Genomic DNA, 18405 nt, shown 5'->3' with positions numbered 1-18405 from the left:
CTAAGCTAGTACTTACTGGCTTACTTTATTTAGCGCAACCATCGCTGGTTACGCCTTACTCATGTAAGCACTTGTTTCGCTTCCGAATCAAGCACTCACACTCATCGACTGTATTTTTTTAAAGATCATTCGCTGCGGCTAGAACACCGTGTTGCTGTGTGCGCTGCAGCGAGAGGCCGAAATATACGGGCCTTGCCGTACTAGGTCAACGCCTGAATCACAATAAAAGCCATAAAAGTCGTTAAGCCTTTGATTTATATAAAACACAAAAGGAGCTTAATTATGCGCCTTGTAGAATCGCAAACCGCCCTCATCTGATAGCTTATCTATAAGACGACTTTAAGGACCCAAAATGGCCCATGTTTTAATGTACAGCACCGGGGTCTGCCCTTACTGCGTAATGGCTGAACGTTTATTGAATAAAAAAGGCATCACAGAAATTGAAAAGGTGCGTATTGATTTAGACCCTGAGCGCCGAGATGAGATGATGACCCGCACCGGCCGCCGTACCGTGCCGCAAATTTATATTGGTGAGCATCATGTGGGTGGTTTTGATGATTTAGCTGCGCTGGATCATGCTGGCGGGCTGGATGCTTTACTAGCCGCGTAATACAATCACACCAAGACAGACGGTAGTCATCTGCGCACGATTCATGCGATGATTTCGCCTCACGTTTTACCCCACCTATATAAATAGAAGATAAGGATTTGCCATGAGCGAACAGAACCAAGAGCTTCAGCCCGTTTTTGCCATTCAAAAACTGTATGTAAAAGACATTTCGCTTGAATCCCCAAACTCCCCTCAATCGTTCCTAGAACAAGCTGAGCCCGAATTCAATATTCAGTTCCGCAACCAGGCCCGCAGCTTTGACAATGGCTTTTACGAAGTTTCACTGACTGTTACGGCACAGGCTACCGTTGAAGATCGCACCATTTTCCTAGTTGAAGTGACTCAAAACGGCTTATTTAATATCGAAAACGTACCAGCAGAAGAAATGGATCCGCTATTGGGCATTGGCTGCCCAAGCATTCTATTCCCTTACCTGCGTGAAGCGGTTTCTGATTTAACAACACGCGCGGGCTTCCCTCCGCTGATGTTGCAACCTATCAATTTTGAAGCAATCTACTTGCAACAGCGTCAGCAAGCAGAAGAGCAGGCAGCAAATGCACAAACCACTCATTAAACTGAGTGTAATTGCTGCGTTGGTTTTATCTGCCAACGCGGCTTTTGCTCTTGAATACCGATCAGTTGCCCGGCATGGCGCTGTATTATCCGAAGCCCCCGGGGACGAAGCTAAAAAGCTGTTTTTAATCAGTAAGGGAATGCCACTTGAGCTGCTAGCCGAACAGGGCGACTGGGTAAGAGTGCGGGACCGGGCAGGCAGCCTGGCCTGGCTCAGAAAAAAAGACCTAAGCACCAAACACACGGTGCAAGTGCTCAGAGACGCAACAATCTATAAAGCGGCTGATGCAAAATCAGCCATTATTTATCGCGCAGGCAAAGATTTGCTGCTCGATCTGCAAGAAAACACCCGCACTGGCTGGCTGAAAGTTAAGCATCGTGACGGTGCATCCGGGTTTATTCGTATTGAGGAAGTGTGGGGCGTATGAAATTAGCCGTATTGGGTGCAGGCTCCTGGGGTACTGCACTCGCCATTCGTTTTGCCGACCGCCATCAGGTAGCGCTCTGGTCACGCGATGCAGAGCAAGTCAAAGAAATGCAGGCGACTCGCGCCAATCCCCGCTACTTAAGCGAGACTGTTTTTCCTGCATCACTCACCGTCACCCATGATCTGGCCCGCGCGGTAGCCGATGCAGAGCTGGTTTTAATTGTGACTCCGATGTCGGGTTTACGCAGCTCACTGAAAGCATTGCGTGATTTAAATTCCAAGGCTGCAGTACTGTGGGCATGCAAAGGCCTAGAGGCTGGCACGATGCTGCTGCCTCATCAGGTAGCCAGACAAGAGCTGGCGGACGAAGTACCGCGCGGCATGCTGTCCGGCCCCAGTTTTGCTCAGGAAGTGGCCAAAGGCCTGCCTGCAGCTGTCACCATCGCCGCAAGTGATGCTCAATTTGCGCGCCATACCGTAGAAGAGCTGAATACCTCGGTACTGCGCCTTTATGCCAGCGACGATTTAATCGGTGTAGAAATCGGCGCCGCAGTTAAAAACGTCATTGCGATTGCGGCAGGCGTATGCGACGGTTTAAGCCTCGGCCTTAATGCACGCGCGGCATTACTCACCCGGGGACTTGCTGAAATGGCACGCTTTGCCGCAGCTTTGGGTGGTAAAACAGAAACCATGATGGGCCTCGCCGGGATTGGCGATTTAATGCTAACTGCAACGGGCGATCTGTCACGCAATCGCCGCGTGGGTTTATTGCTGGCACAAGGCTTAAGTCTGGACGATATCTTAAAGAATTTAGGCCATGTCGCTGAAGGCGTGCCAACCGCACGCGAGGTGCTGCGCCAGGCGAACGATCTGGGCATAGACATGCCGATTACCGCCGCTGTATGCAAGATGCTGTTTAAGCAAATGCCGGTACAAGATATTTTATCCGAGCTGATGGGGCGCAGCCCAAAAATGGAATCAGAAGCCTGAGCATTGCTGAAGCTTGATTCATCTTTGTGCCGGGCCGGAAAACAGCCCGGCTCAAAGCAGAAGGGCCAGAGTCTACAAGCAATAGCAGACGCCAAATGCAGCGGGGAAGGCTTGAAGCCCCCCCCTACCCGCTGACAAAGCTTCTGGCTTGTTACTCAGCAAGCCAGCTTAGCCCGGCAATTAAACTTTCATTATTTTGAGTGCGTTTTCATCAAACCGCGCCAAAGTGGGCAAGACCAGATAGCGATCAGAATCGGCCACGCCAAACCATTTCGCCAGAGGCCAGGCCAGCTGCTCAACAGATAAATCGGGGATATAGCGCCCCTGCCCCACATCATCATTCCCGCCAATAACCGGCAGGGGAACCCGGCCAAAAACCTGCCCTCCCGCCACAGCACCACCCATCACAAAATGATGGCTCGCCCAGCCATGGTCTGAGCCATCGCCATTGCTGCTTAAAGTACGGCCAAATTCAGAGCCGGTAAAGGTGGTGACTTGATTTTGCAAACCCAGCTCGTTCAGCGCGCCATCAAAAGCCATCAGGGCATCATTCACGGTTTTCAGTAGTACGGGATGCTTAGCCAGCAAACCATCATGCAAATCAAAACCACCCAGCTGCACCATAAACACCTGCCGCTTATTGCCAAGCTGCCCGTTTACACTGATTAATTTAGCCACCATCTTCAGCGAATCGGCGAGTGCATTCCCGGCGGGAAACACCGTCGTTAAAGCAGGCGCAGCCTTTAAGGCCGCGTCCAGCGTTGAAGACGTATTCAGACCACGCCGGGTTACTTTTACATACTCGTTTTCAAGATGATTACTTTTATCCGCCGTCATCATCCCCTTTAAATCACTGACAAATCCAGGCCCGAACACATAGCTTGAGCCCCATAACAGCAGCGGATTACCGCTCACCCCCACGCTAAAGCTTCTTGCCTCTTTGCCGCTCAGATAAAGCCCGACCCCGCCTACAGAGATACAACTGAGCGCGGCATTGCTATTACCACTTAAAAACAAGTCCCCCACCCGGCCGCCCCAGCCCGAATCAGCCCCTTCTGCCATCGAAGACATCCAGTAGCTCTGCTGATCATTATGTGAAAACAATTTGGGCGGCAAAGGAACACTGCGATTCTGATACTGCAATTTAGTGGTTGGCTGAATCAGCGGCCCCATATTAGCCACCACCGCCAAACGGCCTGCCGCATATAAAGACGACAATCCCGACAACTGCGGGGCCAGCGCCATTTGCCTGCCATCACTCAGGGCATTAGGCAGCGCACTCAGCTGAGCCCGTGGTGTTGCCAATGTCTGGCGGATGGCCGCATAGGCATTGTAATTGGCCTGGTCATAGGGGATCAGCGTATTCTGATGATCATTCCCACCGGATAAAAACACGCAAACCAGCGCTTTATAATCCCCCGGCATGGCTGCCGCAGCGGCTTCGCTGATGAGTGACAAATTAAATGCCATAGGAGCCGCAGCCCCCGTGGCCGCTAACATACCTGCGCGACGTAAGAACTCGCGACGTGAAAGATGCTTATCCATCGGAGTTCCTTATTTTAAAACCAGATATTCGGGGTTACTCAGCACCATTAACAAAGTCGCAATAACGCGATTTTGTTTTTGGACTTCAAGCTTCGCAGGATTGGGATCACTGAGCGCCAGCTTACTGACACTGGCTGCAATCGCAGACTTTACTTCCACACTCAGCTGACCACAGGCAAATAAAAGATTAAAGCGCTCAACCAGCACCGAAGGCTGGCCAGCCAATGCTTTTTCCTCATTTAAAAAAAGCGACAGCCCTGTTTCTTTCTTATCATTCACGCTATTGCCATTGCTATCGTTGTATGTGCGTAAGGTGCTGTTTTCTGGTGCCGTCAGCAGGTTATACCAATAGTTAAGCTGAACAATGGTTGAAATCTCCGACACAATCTGCATTTCTGGTGCAACCAAGCCCTGCCTTGCAAGCTCAGAGCCTGGCGGTGCGTAGCCTGGCCTGAAGAAATTAAAGACGCTGGCCGCTCCCAACGGCCCCTGCCCCAGACGCCAGCCGGGATCAGTGGTGTTCCCCAGCCGCCATGCACCATCCGGGCTTCTGTAATCCAGGGTTCTGATCAGCTGCACCAAACGGATCATGGGCTCACGAAGCTTACCTGAAAATACATTACCATCCGGCGCCTGCCGTGCTTCAGGGTCCAGCAAAATGGCTGAGATCACGTTTTTCATGTCCCCCCTGCCACTTGTTCCGCTCCCGTTAAAAGCGGCCGCCACTCTGGCAATATAAGCAGGGCTGGGATTACTGCATACAAAGCGCTGAATTAATTGCTTGCCAATAAATGGCCCTACATTGGGATGGTTAAATAATGTTGTTAAAGCTGTTTTAAGCGATTCATTACCATCGGTGCCTGCCGGAATAGTCACACCAAGAAAGCTCTTTTCTAAAACAGAGTGATTGGCGCTCTGCAAAGTCATTGGCTTTCTGGTTAATTCAATATCCGGGTTAGGCACATTAAATTGCAAAGGGGCTGTCCAGCCGGTAAAAACACGGGCCAAATTAGAAACCGTATCGAGGTTGTAGGTTTCTATCGGCAGGCCCTTCGCATCTTTTTTAAGCGAGCCATCGATATTTAGCTCATAAAGCCCGATCGTAAAAAGCTGCATCACTTCGCGTGCGTAATTCTCATCCGGACGGCGGCCCTTATTGTCTTCTTTTAAATTGCCCAGCGTCCCCAGCATCCGCCCCATTGCCACGCTCAGCGTGACCTCACGCAGCAAATTATAAAAATTGCCGAAGGCATTTCTTTGCAGAATATCCATAAAATCAGCCATGATCAGCGATTTAACCGATCCCGGCACATCAACCCCTGCATAGCTGATCACAAAGATTTCAGACAAAGCCAAAGTCATACGCTGTTGCAAAACATCGCTGCCTGTCAGCATGCTTTGCCACAAAATATTGGGTAAAGCCTGCCAGTTCTGATAGGCAGGCAGATCTTTAATACGCAAATCACTGCCATAGGCCCAGCGGGAAGGGGATGGCGCGCTCTTAAACTGCTGTGTAAGCCATGCTTCAAAGCCAATCTCTTTCAGCGTATTGATTTCAGCCTGACGCCCGCCAAAACCCGCCTGCGCCAAAAAGCGGGCCGCTTCTACATCACTCTGCGGTTTATTCACCGCAACAGGGGCTGGTGCAGATGCAGGCTCATCCTGCGAGCCACCGCAGGCAGCAAGCGCCAGACTGGCTGCAAGTACCGCAGCCAGCTCTGCATTTCCTGTTGAAGGTGCTGTCATTTCATCCGTTTCCACAATGCCTCTCACTCTGTTATGTATTAGACGTTTCTTATACTAATGCCTGATTACACAAATACACATGAAATAATGATGAATAAATATTTTTTATGCTTACGAATGCACTCCGGGATACTGCTCAGTAAGATTTCACGCCCCGTAAACACAACAAAACATTCACACAAGCTGCCAAACCTTAGATTTAAGATAGACGCGCACCTGTGTAAATAAGGCACTCTACCTTTACCGCTCGTCGCCCGAACATCAAGCCTCTCCCGTTTTTGACAGCCCATTGAAGGCCAGCCAACAACACCCTCTTTTTCGGTTACAATCAGCACTCACTTTTTTTCATCAATGCTTTGGGCAGGAGTTTGCAATATGTCGATGTCTGACCGCGATGGGCTGATCTGGTATGACGGTAAATTAGTACCGTGGCGCGATGCGACCACACACGTGTTAACCCATACCCTGCATTACGGCATGGGCGTGTTTGAAGGTGTACGCGCTTACGAAACCCCAAAGGGCACCGCGATCTTTCGCCTGCACGACCACACAGAGCGCTTGTTTAACTCAGCTAAAATTTTTCAGATGAAAATCCCGTTCAGCTTTGAAGAAGTCTTCGAAGCGCAAAAAACGGTGGTTCGCGAAAACAAACTGGCCTCCTGCTACCTGCGCCCGCTGGCTTTTGTTGGCTCAGAAAAACTCGGCATTGCAGCAACGGGCAACTCGATTAATGTCATCGTTGCCGCCTGGCCATGGGGTGCTTACCTGGGCACGGAAGGCCTGGAAAAAGGCATCCGCGTTAAGGTATCCAGCTTTACCCGCCATCATGTGAATGTCTCCATGGTGCGTGCCAAAGCTAGCGGTTATTACATCAACTCCATTCTGGCGCATCAGGAAGCCGCAGCCGATGGCTACGATGAAGCCATGCTGCTCGATACCGAAGGCTATGTATCTGAAGGCGCGGGCGAGAACTTATTTATTGTAAAAAAAGGCAAGCTCTATACGCCTGATGTATCCAGCTGTCTGGATGGCATTACCCGCAGCACCGTCATCACGCTGGCCAAAGAAGAAGGTCTCGAAGTGATCGAAAAACGCATCACCCGCGATGAAGTCTATACCGCAGATGAAGCATTCTTTACCGGCACCGCCGCTGAAGTTACACCGATCCGCGAGCTGGATAACCGCCCGATTGGCACTGGCAGCCGTGGCCCGGTTACCGAACGCTTACAAAAACGCTATTTTGACTGTGTGAAAGGCTTAGATCCTAAACACGAAGATTGGCTTACACTGATTTAATATTTAAAGCAGAGGGTGGACTTTATCCACCCTCTTAGTCCAGGGTGATTCAATCACCCCGTATTTGAAAGAGAAAATCCATGGAACTGAAAGAAAATACCCAGCGTGAAATCGAAGTACTCGCCAGCGATTTACCCCTGCATTGCCCGATGCCAAATATGCTGAGCTGGAATTCACACCCGCGCGTGTTTTTACCTGTTGCAAAAAATGGCGAAGCACTTTGCCCTTACTGTGGCACACACTACCGCCTGAAAGCGGGTGAAGTCGTAAAAGGCCATTAATCAAGGGCAGGCCTGCCTGCCGTTTTACCCTGTGTGATAACACGCTGTGGCGGGTATTGCCCGTCCTGTGCACGGATGAATTGGCTTGGCATCCGCCTGAAATAAGCGCCAGTTCGTCCCTCCTGAGCTTATGAAAAAAATTCTGATTATTGCCCCGGCGTGGGTTGGCGATGCCATAATGGCCCAGCCGCTTTACCGACGTCTGCATCAGCGCCATCCCGGCCTGATACTGGATGTACTTGCCCCAGCCTGGACACGCCCTCTGCACGCCCGCATGCCCGAAGTGAGCGAATCCTTTGACACCCCCTTTGGCCATGGCGAGCTAAAGCTGGGCACGCGCTGGACTTTAGCGCGGCAAATGAAAAAACGCGGCTACGACCAGGTGATCGTGCTGCCTAATTCGCTTAAATCTGCGCTGCTGCCGCTGTTTAGCGGCATCAAAATCCGTACCGGCTGGGTGGGCGAATCCCGCTATGGTTTTCTGAACGACACCCGCGTACTTGATCCGCTGGCTTTGCCGCAAATGGTCGAGCGCTTTGCTGCACTGGCCGAAGACACTGGGCAGCCCATTGCCCGCCCGGTGCCCCATCCGCATTTAGTGGTAAACGATCAGGACCGTGCCGCCAGCGCGGCCAAATTAGGCTTTGATACCAGCAAGCCGATGATTGCACTTTGCCCCGGCGCAGAATATGGCCCGGCAAAACGCTGGCCGGGCAGCCATATGGCAGCCCTTGCCCAAACTCTGCTGAATCGTGGCTTTCAGGTGTGTATTTTTGGCTCGAATAAAGACCGGGAAATTGCTGACGAGATTCTGGCTGGCGCCCCCGGTGTAATTGATTACTGCGGCAAAACCTCGCTGGCCGAAGCCATCGACATGATGTCGCTGGCCCGCGCCGTGGTCAGTAATGATTCTGGTTTAATGCATGTGGCCGCCGCGCTGGAGCGTCCTTTAGTAGCGATTTATGGCTCCAGCTCGCCCGAATTTACCCCGCCCCTGTCGGCCAATGCCAAAATTGTGACTTTAGATTTGGAATGCAGCCCCTGTTTTGAACGCATCTGTCCGCTCAAGCATATGAACTGCCTTAATCAACTTGGACCTGATAAGGTACTAATCGCCTTGGATCAACTACTGGCTTAATTTTTCGGTGCTTTAGCAATAAATACAAGGCCTTGCTTGAAGAGGGATTACCATGAAAAAACATTTCACCAAAGCGAGTCTGTTAGTCGGCATGCTGATCTCATCAGCCGCCCATGCGGGCGATGTAGGCTTATCGCTGCAATTTGGGCAGCCCGGTTTTTATGGCAGCTTCAATATTGGCGACTTTCAGCAGCCACGGCTTATTTACCGTGAGCCAAGAATCATTCAACAGGTTACTGTTGTTCAACCCCCAATGTATCTGATCGTTCCGCCGGGCCATGCTAAAAAATGGTCCAAGCACTGCGGTCGATACAATGCTTGTAGCCGCCCTGTCTATTTTGTCCAAGAAAGTTGGTACAACTCAGAAGTGGTTCCACGCTATCGAGATGATCGTTATAACGATCGAGATCACGAGAAGCATCATGGGCATGGGCATGGCCATGGAAAAGGTCATGAAAAAGGTCATGGACATGACCGAAATTAAAGCTTTTTAAGTTTAAAACCATTCCTAAATCGATAGACTACTACCACCTAGGAATGGTTTTAATGACAATTTTTTGCACCGATTCCCATTTTGTGACACGACCTTTCTGCTCAGCAGCGTGGCTCATCATGGCCCTATTTAATTGGATATTTTTCAAACCAGAACAAGCTGCAACGACACCTACCCCACCTGCTCAAAACCTTTAACACGGAACGCCTTATGGAACACATCGCCCTCGCCCCTATCGCCCGCGTCAACGGCACTGTTGCTTTGCCCGGCTCCAAAAGCATTTCAAACCGTACTCTGCTGCTGGCAGCCCTTGCACAAGGCACCACCACAGTGAAAGGTTTACTGGCCGCAGACGATATCCATTACATGCTCGAAGCACTGAAAGCATTAGGGATTAAATGGGAGCAGATTGGCGATAGCCGTGATTTTATTGTGCACGGTGCAGCAGGTGCGTTTCCGGTGAAAACAGCAGAATTATTCCTGGGTAATGCAGGCACTGCATTTCGCCCTCTGACCGCCGCACTGGCACTCAGCCAGGGCCATTACACCCTCAGCGGCGTAGCCCGTATGCACGAGCGCCCGATAGGCGATCTGGTCAATGCCCTGCGTGAAGCAGGTGCAGATATTGCCTGCACCGGCGTGGAAGGCTACCCGCCGCTGGCAATTAAACCTGCCACATTCAACGGGCAAGTCATCAAAGTAAAAGGCAATGTATCCAGCCAGTTTTTAACCGCGCTCTTAATGGCCCTGCCCCTTACTGGCCAGGCCGTGACGATCGAAGTCATCGGTGAATTAATCTCCAAGCCTTATATCGACATCACGCTCAAGCTGATGGCGAAATTTGGCATAGAGGTTAAGCAAAATGGCTGGAGCAGCTTTAGCATTGCTGCAGGCCAAACTTACCAAAGCCCCGGCATGATCGAAGTGGAAGGAGATGCCTCATCGGCCTCATACTTTTTAGCCGCAGGCGCAATGGGTGGCGGTAAGGTGCGGGTGACTGGCATGGGCAGCGACAGTATTCAGGGCGATAAACGCTTTGCCGAAGCACTGGCCTTGATGGGGGCAGAGATCACTTGGGGCAGCAATTTTATTGAAGCAGCACCACCCAAGAGCGGCCAGTTAACCGGCATAGATGCGGATATGAACCATATTCCTGATGCCGCCATGACCCTTGCCGTGGCTGCGCTCTTTGCCAAAGGCCCGACCACACTCAGAAATATCGCCAGCTGGCGCGTTAAAGAAACTGATCGGCTGAGCGCCATGGCCACCGAGCTGCGTAAAGTGGGTGCAAGTGTGATTGAGGGGGAAGATTTTATTACCGTTACTCCACCTGAATCACTGATTGCAGACGCAGCAATTGATACTTACGACGACCACCGCATGGCGATGTGTTTCTCGCTGGTGGCTGTTAAAGGCGTAGCGGTTCAGATTAACGATCCGCAATGCACGGCCAAGACTTTCCCTACTTACTTTGAAGAGCTGGCCAAGATTTCCGCATAAGGCCGGCCAACTGCAGGCAATCCATTTTTAGCCAGCCATTAAAATGGATTGCCAATCACTGATAGCGCTCTATCAGCTTTTTCAAAACATGCTGTGCTTGTAAAGCCACAATCGCCTTATTAACCTCAGCCACAGTCACCTGCCCGGATCGGGAAACCGCACACTGCCCCTTAAAACTGCGCAGCATCATAAAAGGATGCAATGGCATTTTAAACTGCCCCTGCTTTTGCAGATATTCCAGCTCAAACTGATTAATCACCATATGCTGCACCCGTCCTGCCGTCATTTTTCGCAAATTGTGGCGCATGCTGGGCGCATCATCACGCAAAAAACGCCTGCCTAAAGCCTGATCAAGGTCTGAATACACATAGCCCAATACCGTACCAATCCGCACATTCGCAAAACCATCCAGCGATGCGGATTTGTTTGCTCTTTGATTGCTGATCAGTAACTCGGCATTGGGAATAAACGGCGTGCTCCAGTCAAAATCTCCGGGCAGCCAGACAGGCAAGTAATTACACAGCACATCTGCCCCGCCACTTTCAATGGCGTGCACTAAACGCTTACGCGGCAAAAGCACAAACTGGGCTTTGCGCCCCATTTGCACAGCCAGCGCCTGGCCAAGATCAAAATAGAGGCCTGCACTAAGCTGGTTATTGCTGACCTCAGCCCATGGCATGGAATCGCCCTCTAAAACCAGAACCTTTAAATCAGCCGCCTGCAGCAGAAAAGGAGTGCCACATAAAAAAGCAAATAGTAAGGGACGGCAAAACATACTGAGCTTCAACCATAGAATGGTGTGAGTAAGAAAAGGCTGAGACATTCAGGCCGAATCATAGCACCTTACTTATATTTTACTAAAGCCATCCGAAAGCAAATTTTGATCCAACACAGAACAGCAGCGCAATCAAAACAGCATAATTTAAATCCATTCAGCGATACATTTCGCTACTTAATCTGTCTGGCCCCAGAACCAGGGTTTGTGCTATCTTTCGCCCTTCTTTACAACATGAGCATTACCTGTGAACTGTTATAGTCAGCGATTACACGTTAATTTCATTCAGGTAAGGTAAGCTCCACTGCTGCCTTGCCATTCTGGCGGGCAGCGGATTTTGTCTGGATCAGGACAAACTCTTCTCCCTATATTTCTTATTCACCCCTGCTCTGAGCATGGGTGATGAACTTTGCATGCACTTTGCATTGAGAAGGACAGGTATAGCTTCTGCCTGTCCGGGAGTTGCTTAATGTTCGAGCTTTTCACCCCCAAAACCCACCGTGACAGCGGCCCAAATCGTTGGGACTGGGTATTACTGCCATTAGTGCTGGCCGTACTTTTTTTATTAGCCTTTGCAGCCATGCAAATGAGCCGCCCGTTTATCGTCGGTGAATCGCTGCAAATCTCGCTTGATCCGGTTTATCTGCCCTATTATCTGCTGCGCACGATTTTGCGGATGTTCACCGCGATGGCTTTTTCCCTGCTGTTTAGCCTAGTTTTCGCCGCGGTTGCCGCAAAATACCGCAGCGCCGAAAAAGCCATGATTCCAATGCTGGATGTATTGCAATCTGTGCCCATCCTTGGCTTTCAAGCTATTGCGATCGCCCCGTTTATTGCGCTGTTTCCAGGCAATTTGCTGGGTGTTGAATGCGCGGCCATATTCGCTATTTTCTCATCACAGGCTTGGAATATGGCATTCAGCCTGTTTCAATCCTTTCGCACCGTCCCGGCTGAGCTGAATGAAGCCTCGCGTATTTTCCAGCTATCAGGCTGGCAGCGCTTCTGGAGGCTGGAGCTGCCCTATGCAATGCCCGGCTTACTTTGGAATATGATGATGTCGATGTCCGGCGGCTGGTTTTTCCTGGTTGCTGCCGAGGCGATTTCTGTCGCAAATCAAGATATTAAGCTTCCCGGAATTGGCTCTTATATTGCTGTCGCGATTGAGCAAAGCAATGGTGTGGCAATTACCTGGGCGATTGGCGCGATGCTGTCCGGCATTTTGCTGTATGACCAGTTATTCTTTCGCCCCTTGCTGGCGTGGGCCGATAAATTTCGTTTTGAAGAATCACAAGGTGAAACGGCACAACAATCATGGCTGCTCGACTGGTTAAGACGCAGTCGCTGGATGCATGCATTCACCACACAAATTTGGGCACTGTTACGGTTGACGCTGAGCTGGTTTAGTGTGCGTCATCCTCAGTTGCAGCAAAGAAAACACAAGATAGCAAACCCTGTATGGCCAAAGGTATGGGATGCCGCGCTCGTCTTACTGGCAATCACAGCGATCTGGCAGATGACCGTGTTTATTCATGGGGAAGTGGGCTGGAAAGAAGTAACCCATGTGTTTGGCCTTGGCCTGATTACCCTAACACGCGTCATGCTGCTGATTGCTCTCGCCTCGCTGATCTGGGTGCCCATTGCCGTCTGGATTGGTCTTCGCCCCCATTATTCGCAAAAAGTACAGGCACTGGCACAATTTCTGGCGGCTTTTCCCGTGAATCTGATGTTTCCTTTAGTCGTGCTGGCTTTAGTGACATTTAAGCTGACGCCCAATATCTGGCTCTCGCCTTTAATGGTTTTTGGTACTCAGTGGTACATCCTCTTCAATGTAGTGGCTGGCGCATCGGCTATTCCTAATGAGCTGCGGCTGGCTGCGGATAATCTGGGCGTCAATGGCTGGCTGAAGTGGAAACGGGTTTATTTGCCCGCTATTTTCCCCAGCTATGTTACGGGGGCCATCACCGCCAGCGGAGGTTCGTGGAATGCCAGCATTGTGGCGGAATATGTGAGCTGGGGAAAAACAACGCTCGTGGCCGACGGGCTGGGCAGCTACATCAAGCAAATGACCGAAACAGGTGATTTTCACCGGATTGCACTGGGGATCGGTGTGATGTGCATTTTTGTAATGACGCTTAACCGTTTCTTTTGGCGCAAGCTCTATGTGCTTGCAGATAAACGCTAAACCTCCGCATAAAGCTTAATAAGCAGGTCAGACTATGAACGCATTAATTCACCTGAAAAATGTTGCAAAATCCTTTCGTGCATCCGATGGCAGTGATCGTACCGTACTTGAAAACGTCGATTTCTCGCTCCACGATGGAGAAATTGTCGCCTTGCTGGGTAAATCTGGCTCAGGCAAATCAACCCTGCTGCGTATTATGGCGGGCCTGATTCCTGCGGATCAGGGCATCTGTGAATACCGTGAGAACCCCATTTACGGCCCGGTCAGAGGCATAGCCATGGTATTTCAGTCATTTGCGCTGTTTCCATGGTTAACCGTGCAGCAGAATGTTGAGCTGGGGCTGGAGGCACAAGGCGTGCCGGCCCGCGAGCGTGAACAGCGCGCCGATGAAGTGCTTGAGCTGATTGGCCTCGCAGGGTTTGGTGGTGCATTACCGCGTGAGCTTTCCGGCGGGATGAAGCAGCGAGTCGGGATAGCCCGTGCTCTGGTCACCAACCCGGATGTTTTACTGATGGACGAAGCTTTCTCTGCACTGGATGTGCTGACGGGTGAAACACTAAGAAACGATATGCTTGATCTGTGGGAAGAAAAACGCATCTCAACACGGGGCATTCTGGTGGTATCTCACAATATTGAAGAAGCCGTGATGATGGCAGACCGGGTTATTATTTTCTCCAGCAATCCCGGACGAATTCGCAGTGAGCTGAAAATAGACCTGCCGCGCCCGCGTAATGCCGATTCGGCAGAGATCCGCGCTTTAGTCGATGAAGTTTATGCCTTGATGACCATCCGAACCGCTCCTGATCCGGATTCAGGCAAGCCCGTAACAACAAGCTACTACCACCCTGAGGCAGGCATCGAGCTGATTGAAGGGGTGATTGATTTGTTAGCAGACACACCGTTTTATGGCCGTGCTGATTTACCCAAACTGAGCGAAGAAATTGGCCTTTCCGATGAAGAAACATTCCCGGCCTATGAAGCACTTACTTTATTAGGGCTGGCACACATTGAAGCGGGCGATATTACCCTGACCAGCATTGGCCATCGCTATGCAAAGGCCGAACAATCGGCAAGGCAGATTATTTTTGGCCAGCAGCTGCTCTCTCACGTCTCGCTCGCCAAGCATATCCGGCAAATGTTAGAAGACAGTGCCTCGGGTGAAATGGCAGAAGAGCCGGTACTTGAGCTGCTGGAAGAATCAATGGATGCAGAACAAGCACATGCCGTACTCAGAACCGCGATTGAATGGAGCCGCTATGGTGAAATTTTTGATTACGACTATCATACAGGGCGTTTAAAACTCCCTGAAGACGACTCAGACGACTAATCCTGCATGGGCTTCATCAAGCCTGAGATGAAGCCCCTTAATATACAAAATAAACCGCTCAATAAAGCACACTGCCCCACCCGCTGATGAATGGATTCAAACCATTTAAAAATTGGCGATCATTCACTTTATTGAATTTTCGGAGTAAATGATTTGTTAATTAACTGTGCAGCCTATCAAAACGGCCAGAAAATCGCCGATATTCCAAAGCCTGAAATCAGTGATTATATTGAGCAGCCCGATTCTTTTGTCTGGGTGGCATTACGCGATCCGGAGCCGGCAGAGCTGGAAGAAATGCGCGAAGAATTCGGGCTGCACTAGCTGGCTGTAGAAGATGTGCAAAAAGGCCATCAAATGCCCAAGATTGAGGAATACGGGCAAACCTTATTTGTTGTATTACATCTGCTGGAACTGGATGCCGATGAAACCATTCAGCTTGGTGAAGTCGGCATTTTTGTCGGGCCTAACGATGTGCTTTCAATTCGCAACCGCTCACAAATCAATTTTCTGAATGTACGGGAGCGATGCGAACAAGAACCCCATTTACTGGTTCATGGCGCGGATTCAGCTTAAAACGGTTTCAAGCTGAAAAACACCCGCCAAATTCAAAAAATCTGCAATACACAGCTCACAAGGCATTCCACTCCTGCCCGCTATATAAAACACTCACTGATTTAATTTTTTAATGCCCTGCGCGTTTTTTATGCGCTGCTTTTTTATGAGCAGGCTGTTTATGCGCGCTCTTAGGCTTTGCCCCAGAAACCTTCTTTGCATGCTGAACGCCAGCACCTTTTTTGTGAGTTACAACGCGGGCCTTTTTATTTTTTTGCCGGGTGCTCGTGGCCGTCTGTTGCTTGCCTTTATGTTTTTTAGTTACGCCAGACTGCGTTTTTTTATTCTTGCGGGCTGCTGCATGTTTATGGCGGCCAGGCTTTACCGCTGGCTGTGCTGCTGGTGAGTGCACTACCGTTTTATTTGCAACAGGTACACGCTGAATGGCAGGTGCGGCTGAGGGCACGTCAAAGGGCAAAGGAGCATCTTCAGCCTGAGCACTAAAAGGCAGTAATGCTGCACAAAGCAAAATAGGAAAAAAAACACGCATGAACATCTCGTCAGCCAGGAAATAAACAACTGCAAGTATACCGGATTCACCCCTTTCCTAACGCCCGCCTAAGTCAATTAAATAGCAACCACAACAACACGCTACGTAATACCAATTACAGCGCGATTGCCCGCTTTTAGCTAGAGTGAAGCCCGTATTTCAAACGCGGGCACAAACCAGGGCCAGGCATGCAGATACCGATTACAGCGCACCTGCAGCACTGTCTTTCAGAACAATAACTTAGCTAAAATTAGCAGAATATTGTGCCAAATTGCTTCAGGTCATCAAAATAAAACAAAGCTTGAATTAATCATCAAACAGGTGCCCGTAGTCATTGACACCACGACTACAACTGCTACTATCCGCAAACCTTACAATGACAAATGAAGATACCACTTCATAGCAAAACAGACGGGCAATAAGCCCGCAAACCTTTTTAAACCTGATCTGCGCTGCTGCTTATCCCGGGCACAGCCAACAGACTTTATTTTGGATGGAGCAAGAGACAATGAAAACAAAGATCCAAATCACGGCGCTTTTAGCCGCGATGTTTATGAGCGCCTCTCTGATGGCGGCCGACTGGAGCGCCAGCAGTACCTACACTGCTGGCGCAACTGCAAGCTATAAAGGCCAGACTTGGAAAGCCAAATGGTGGACCCAGGGAAATGTGCCAGGCGCAGAGCAATGGGGCCCGTGGGAGTTAGTAAATACCGTACCTACATCAGTACCAAGCCCGGTGCCGACTAAAGTACCGACTCCAGTCCCATCACCTGTACCTACCGCCGTCCCAACAAAAGTACCAACTCCAGCACCGACTCCTGCACCAACAAAAGTGCCGACACCGGCTCCAACGCCTGTGCCAACTGCCGTTCCGACGCCCCTACCTACCGCAGTGCCAACACCGGCCCCAACACCTGTGCCTACGGCCGTACCGACACCCGCTCCGGGAACCATCGCATGTAAGGCCGCTTGGGTATCCAGCAGCAGCTACGTGGGTGGCAGTGTTGTGAGCTATGCAAATCACAATTACACGGCAAAATGGTGGGTTAATGCGGCCGAAGAGCCTGGCAAGAGCGCCACATGGACCGATAGCGGTGCATGCACAGGCAGTGGTGGTGGCAGCGGTGGCGGTACAACGCCTCCGCCGGATGGCGTACCAACACTGAGCCAGGCACTGGCCCGCGAAGCCGAGCTGACCAATAACGACTTTTTCCGCAAGGTAAAAGCATCGGTACGCACCGCCAGCAACACCATTGTTGATGCCGTTGCCCCTGGTAAAAGCGATAACCCACTGAATGTAAAACGGGTTGAAGCGCTCGTGCCTGAGCAAAAGTTTCAATACTATTTCTCAGTGCGTCACCCAAGCTACACCTATCAGCGCTTCCTGCAAGCCATCGCCAAATTCCCTGGCATTTGCGATGACTACAGCGATGGCCGCAATGCAGACCAAATCTGCCGCCGCTCGCTGGCCACCATGTTTGCTCACTTCGCCCAGGAAACCGGCGGCCATAGCGTCACCCAATACGGCATTGATGAATGGCGTCAGGCGCTGGTGCATGTACGTGAAATGGGTTGCACCGAAACCGGCACAGGCTGCGGCTACAACACCGAATGTACCGATCCGGTATTTAACGGCGTATGGACCTGCGGTAAGAATGCTGACGGCAGCTTTAAAAAGTACTTTGGCCGTGGCGCTAAGCAGCTTTCCTACAACTACAACTATGGCCCGTTCTCGCAAGTGATGTTTAGTGGCGACCAAACCAAACTTTTAAATGATCCTGATCAGGTTGCTGAAAGCTGGTTGAATATGGCTTCCGCCACCTTCTTCTTTGTGTATCCACAGCCACCAAAACCATCGATGCTGCATGTGATCGACGGTACATGGGTGCCTAATGCACAAGATAAGGCACGTGGCCTGGGTAATGACTTCCCAACCACCATTCAAATTATTAACGCCGAATGCCAGGACGCCACCCTCAAACCAGCGGCTAAAAACCGCATCGACTACTACACCGAGTTTGCGCGTGATTTAGGCTGGGATATCAAGCAAGAATCGATGAACTGCACCAATATGCAGCGCTTCGAAAAAGGCAGCTCCGCCGCCTACCCTATTTTCTGGGAAAAAACATGGGGTGCAGGGCAGGATAATCAGTGCCAGCTGGTCGATTACCAAACGCCATACAACGCGCTGATCGAAGGCAATTATGTGAAATGCGTGGAAAAAAACTGGAATGTGAAACTGAAATAAACGCCAGCGTTTATTCCATACATTAAAACGTAAAAGCCCCTGCTGATTGAACTGCACCCCAAAAGTTGGACACCCGTCCATATTTTTGGGGTGTTTTTATGTCCAAGTACTCAACGCAATTCAAGCTCTCTGTCGTTCAGCAATATTTAACTGGCGAAGCAGGTATCAAAAC

At 50.5% G+C, this 18405-nt stretch carries 18 protein-coding genes; 14 read left to right on the top strand and 4 right to left on the bottom strand.

Going from position 1 to position 18405, the window contains the following annotated elements:
- The first annotated feature begins 352 nt into the window (after window positions 1-352).
- The 4 genes from grxC to CSQ88_RS19530 all read left to right on the top strand — a co-directional run bounded on the left by grxC (window position 353) and on the right by CSQ88_RS19530 (window position 2600).
- A complete protein-coding gene (grxC, locus tag CSQ88_RS19545) occupies window positions 353-610 on the top strand; it encodes a glutaredoxin 3 (protein WP_099399758.1) in 258 nt (85 codons plus the stop codon).
- 103 nt (window positions 611-713) lie between these two features.
- A complete protein-coding gene (gene secB, locus CSQ88_RS19540) occupies window positions 714-1184 on the top strand; it encodes a protein-export chaperone SecB (RefSeq protein ID WP_099399757.1) in 471 nt (156 codons plus the stop codon).
- Window positions 1165-1611, top strand: coding sequence for an SH3 domain-containing protein (locus tag CSQ88_RS19535; RefSeq protein ID WP_099399756.1), 447 nt, complete (start codon window positions 1165-1167; stop codon window positions 1609-1611). Before secB ends, CSQ88_RS19535 begins: the two co-directional genes overlap by 20 nt.
- On the top strand, window positions 1608-2600 hold the full coding sequence (locus CSQ88_RS19530; protein WP_099399755.1) for an NAD(P)H-dependent glycerol-3-phosphate dehydrogenase: 993 nt from the start codon (window positions 1608-1610) through the stop codon (window positions 2598-2600). Before CSQ88_RS19535 ends, CSQ88_RS19530 begins: the two co-directional genes overlap by 4 nt.
- A gap of 180 nt (window positions 2601-2780) precedes the next feature.
- On the opposite strand, the gene CSQ88_RS19525 is transcribed toward CSQ88_RS19530, so the two are convergent.
- Window positions 2781-4145, bottom strand: a complete 1365-nt coding sequence (locus CSQ88_RS19525; RefSeq protein WP_099399754.1) for a DUF1501 domain-containing protein — start codon at window positions 4143-4145, stop codon at window positions 2781-2783.
- A 9-nt stretch (window positions 4146-4154) separates the two neighbouring features.
- Window positions 4155-5891, bottom strand: a complete 1737-nt coding sequence (locus tag CSQ88_RS19520; RefSeq protein ID WP_143449529.1) for a DUF1800 family protein — start codon at window positions 5889-5891, stop codon at window positions 4155-4157.
- A 375-nt stretch (window positions 5892-6266) separates the two neighbouring features.
- Here CSQ88_RS19520 and CSQ88_RS19515 point away from each other — a divergent pair, with 375 nt between their 5' ends.
- From CSQ88_RS19515 to aroA, 5 genes are all read left to right on the top strand, one after another.
- Window positions 6267-7187, top strand: coding sequence for a branched-chain amino acid transaminase (locus CSQ88_RS19515; protein WP_099399752.1), 921 nt, complete (start codon window positions 6267-6269; stop codon window positions 7185-7187).
- Between the two features lie 80 nt (window positions 7188-7267).
- A complete protein-coding gene (locus CSQ88_RS19510) occupies window positions 7268-7468 on the top strand; it encodes a zinc-finger domain-containing protein (RefSeq protein WP_046350861.1) in 201 nt (66 codons plus the stop codon).
- A 130-nt stretch (window positions 7469-7598) separates the two neighbouring features.
- Window positions 7599-8606 carry a lipopolysaccharide heptosyltransferase II gene (waaF, locus tag CSQ88_RS19505; RefSeq protein WP_099399751.1) on the top strand — a complete coding sequence of 336 codons (1008 nt, stop codon included), beginning with the start codon at window positions 7599-7601 and terminating at the stop codon, window positions 8604-8606.
- A gap of 52 nt (window positions 8607-8658) precedes the next feature.
- Window positions 8659-9090 carry a hypothetical protein gene (locus CSQ88_RS19500; RefSeq protein WP_099399750.1) on the top strand — a complete coding sequence of 144 codons (432 nt, stop codon included), beginning with the start codon at window positions 8659-8661 and terminating at the stop codon, window positions 9088-9090.
- 219 nt (window positions 9091-9309) lie between these two features.
- On the top strand, window positions 9310-10599 hold the full coding sequence (aroA, locus tag CSQ88_RS19495; RefSeq protein ID WP_099399749.1) for a 3-phosphoshikimate 1-carboxyvinyltransferase: 1290 nt from the start codon (window positions 9310-9312) through the stop codon (window positions 10597-10599).
- A gap of 55 nt (window positions 10600-10654) precedes the next feature.
- Here aroA and CSQ88_RS19490 read toward each other — a convergent pair whose 3' ends face one another.
- Window positions 10655-11422: an ABC transporter substrate-binding protein gene (locus tag CSQ88_RS19490; protein ID WP_099399748.1), complete on the bottom strand. Its 768-nt coding sequence runs from the start codon at window positions 11420-11422 to the stop codon at window positions 10655-10657.
- A gap of 421 nt (window positions 11423-11843) precedes the next feature.
- On the opposite strand from CSQ88_RS19490, the gene CSQ88_RS19485 reads away from it, so the two are divergent.
- The 4 genes from CSQ88_RS19485 to CSQ88_RS23220 all read left to right on the top strand — a co-directional run bounded on the left by CSQ88_RS19485 (window position 11844) and on the right by CSQ88_RS23220 (window position 15456).
- On the top strand, window positions 11844-13556 hold the full coding sequence (locus CSQ88_RS19485) for an ABC transporter permease subunit (protein WP_099399747.1): 1713 nt from the start codon (window positions 11844-11846) through the stop codon (window positions 13554-13556).
- 34 nt (window positions 13557-13590) lie between these two features.
- The gene (locus tag CSQ88_RS19480) at window positions 13591-14883 is read left to right on the top strand and encodes a nitrate/sulfonate/bicarbonate ABC transporter ATP-binding protein (protein WP_099399746.1); all 1293 of its coding nucleotides are present in this window, start codon (window positions 13591-13593) and stop codon (window positions 14881-14883) included.
- Window positions 14884-15036: 153 nt separating this feature from the next.
- Window positions 15037-15204, top strand: coding sequence for a hypothetical protein (locus CSQ88_RS23225; RefSeq protein WP_218963153.1), 168 nt, complete (start codon window positions 15037-15039; stop codon window positions 15202-15204).
- Between the two features lie 33 nt (window positions 15205-15237).
- On the top strand, window positions 15238-15456 hold the full coding sequence (locus tag CSQ88_RS23220; protein WP_099399745.1) for a hypothetical protein: 219 nt from the start codon (window positions 15238-15240) through the stop codon (window positions 15454-15456).
- A 109-nt stretch (window positions 15457-15565) separates the two neighbouring features.
- Here the strand turns inward: CSQ88_RS23220 and CSQ88_RS19470 are convergent, their stop codons facing one another.
- Entirely contained in the window at window positions 15566-15985 is a 420-nt protein-coding gene (locus CSQ88_RS19470) for a hypothetical protein (RefSeq protein ID WP_143449528.1), read from the bottom strand.
- 508 nt (window positions 15986-16493) lie between these two features.
- Here CSQ88_RS19470 and CSQ88_RS19465 point away from each other — a divergent pair.
- Window positions 16494-18233, top strand: coding sequence for a glycoside hydrolase family 19 protein (locus tag CSQ88_RS19465; protein ID WP_306475256.1), 1740 nt, complete (start codon window positions 16494-16496; stop codon window positions 18231-18233).
- Window positions 18234-18405: the final 172 nt, after the last annotated feature.

Origin of the sequence: Iodobacter sp. BJB302 (assembly GCF_002735645.1) — a bacterium.
Taxonomy (GTDB): Bacteria; Pseudomonadota; Gammaproteobacteria; order Burkholderiales; family Chitinibacteraceae; genus Iodobacter.
The sequence above is the reverse complement of the archived record's forward strand: the minus strand, read 5'-3'. Positions and strand labels throughout refer to the sequence as shown.

Excerpts from the sequence above, each read along its gene's own strand:
- grxC (WP_099399758.1), top strand. The coding sequence starts at position 353 with ATGGCCCATGTTTTAATGTACAGCACCGGGGTCTGCCCTTACTGCGTA.
- secB (WP_099399757.1), top strand. The coding sequence starts at position 714 with ATGAGCGAACAGAACCAAGAGCTTCAGCCCGTTTTTGCCATTCAAAAA.
- CSQ88_RS19535 (WP_099399756.1), top strand. The coding sequence starts at position 1,165 with ATGCACAAACCACTCATTAAACTGAGTGTAATTGCTGCGTTGGTTTTA.
- CSQ88_RS19530 (WP_099399755.1), top strand. The coding sequence starts at position 1,608 with ATGAAATTAGCCGTATTGGGTGCAGGCTCCTGGGGTACTGCACTCGCC.
- CSQ88_RS19525 (WP_099399754.1), bottom strand. The coding sequence starts at position 4,145 with ATGGATAAGCATCTTTCACGTCGCGAGTTCTTACGTCGCGCAGGTATG.
- CSQ88_RS19520 (WP_143449529.1), bottom strand. The coding sequence starts at position 5,891 with ATGACAGCACCTTCAACAGGAAATGCAGAGCTGGCTGCGGTACTTGCA.
- CSQ88_RS19515 (WP_099399752.1), top strand. The coding sequence starts at position 6,267 with ATGTCGATGTCTGACCGCGATGGGCTGATCTGGTATGACGGTAAATTA.
- CSQ88_RS19510 (WP_046350861.1), top strand. The coding sequence starts at position 7,268 with ATGGAACTGAAAGAAAATACCCAGCGTGAAATCGAAGTACTCGCCAGC.
- waaF (WP_099399751.1), top strand. The coding sequence starts at position 7,599 with ATGAAAAAAATTCTGATTATTGCCCCGGCGTGGGTTGGCGATGCCATA.
- CSQ88_RS19500 (WP_099399750.1), top strand. The coding sequence starts at position 8,659 with ATGAAAAAACATTTCACCAAAGCGAGTCTGTTAGTCGGCATGCTGATC.
- aroA (WP_099399749.1), top strand. The coding sequence starts at position 9,310 with ATGGAACACATCGCCCTCGCCCCTATCGCCCGCGTCAACGGCACTGTT.
- CSQ88_RS19490 (WP_099399748.1), bottom strand. The coding sequence starts at position 11,422 with ATGTCTCAGCCTTTTCTTACTCACACCATTCTATGGTTGAAGCTCAGT.
- CSQ88_RS19485 (WP_099399747.1), top strand. The coding sequence starts at position 11,844 with ATGTTCGAGCTTTTCACCCCCAAAACCCACCGTGACAGCGGCCCAAAT.
- CSQ88_RS19480 (WP_099399746.1), top strand. The coding sequence starts at position 13,591 with ATGAACGCATTAATTCACCTGAAAAATGTTGCAAAATCCTTTCGTGCA.
- CSQ88_RS23220 (WP_099399745.1), top strand. The coding sequence starts at position 15,238 with ATGCCCAAGATTGAGGAATACGGGCAAACCTTATTTGTTGTATTACAT.
- CSQ88_RS19470 (WP_143449528.1), bottom strand. The coding sequence starts at position 15,985 with ATGCGTGTTTTTTTTCCTATTTTGCTTTGTGCAGCATTACTGCCTTTT.
- CSQ88_RS19465 (WP_306475256.1), top strand. The coding sequence starts at position 16,494 with ATGAAAACAAAGATCCAAATCACGGCGCTTTTAGCCGCGATGTTTATG.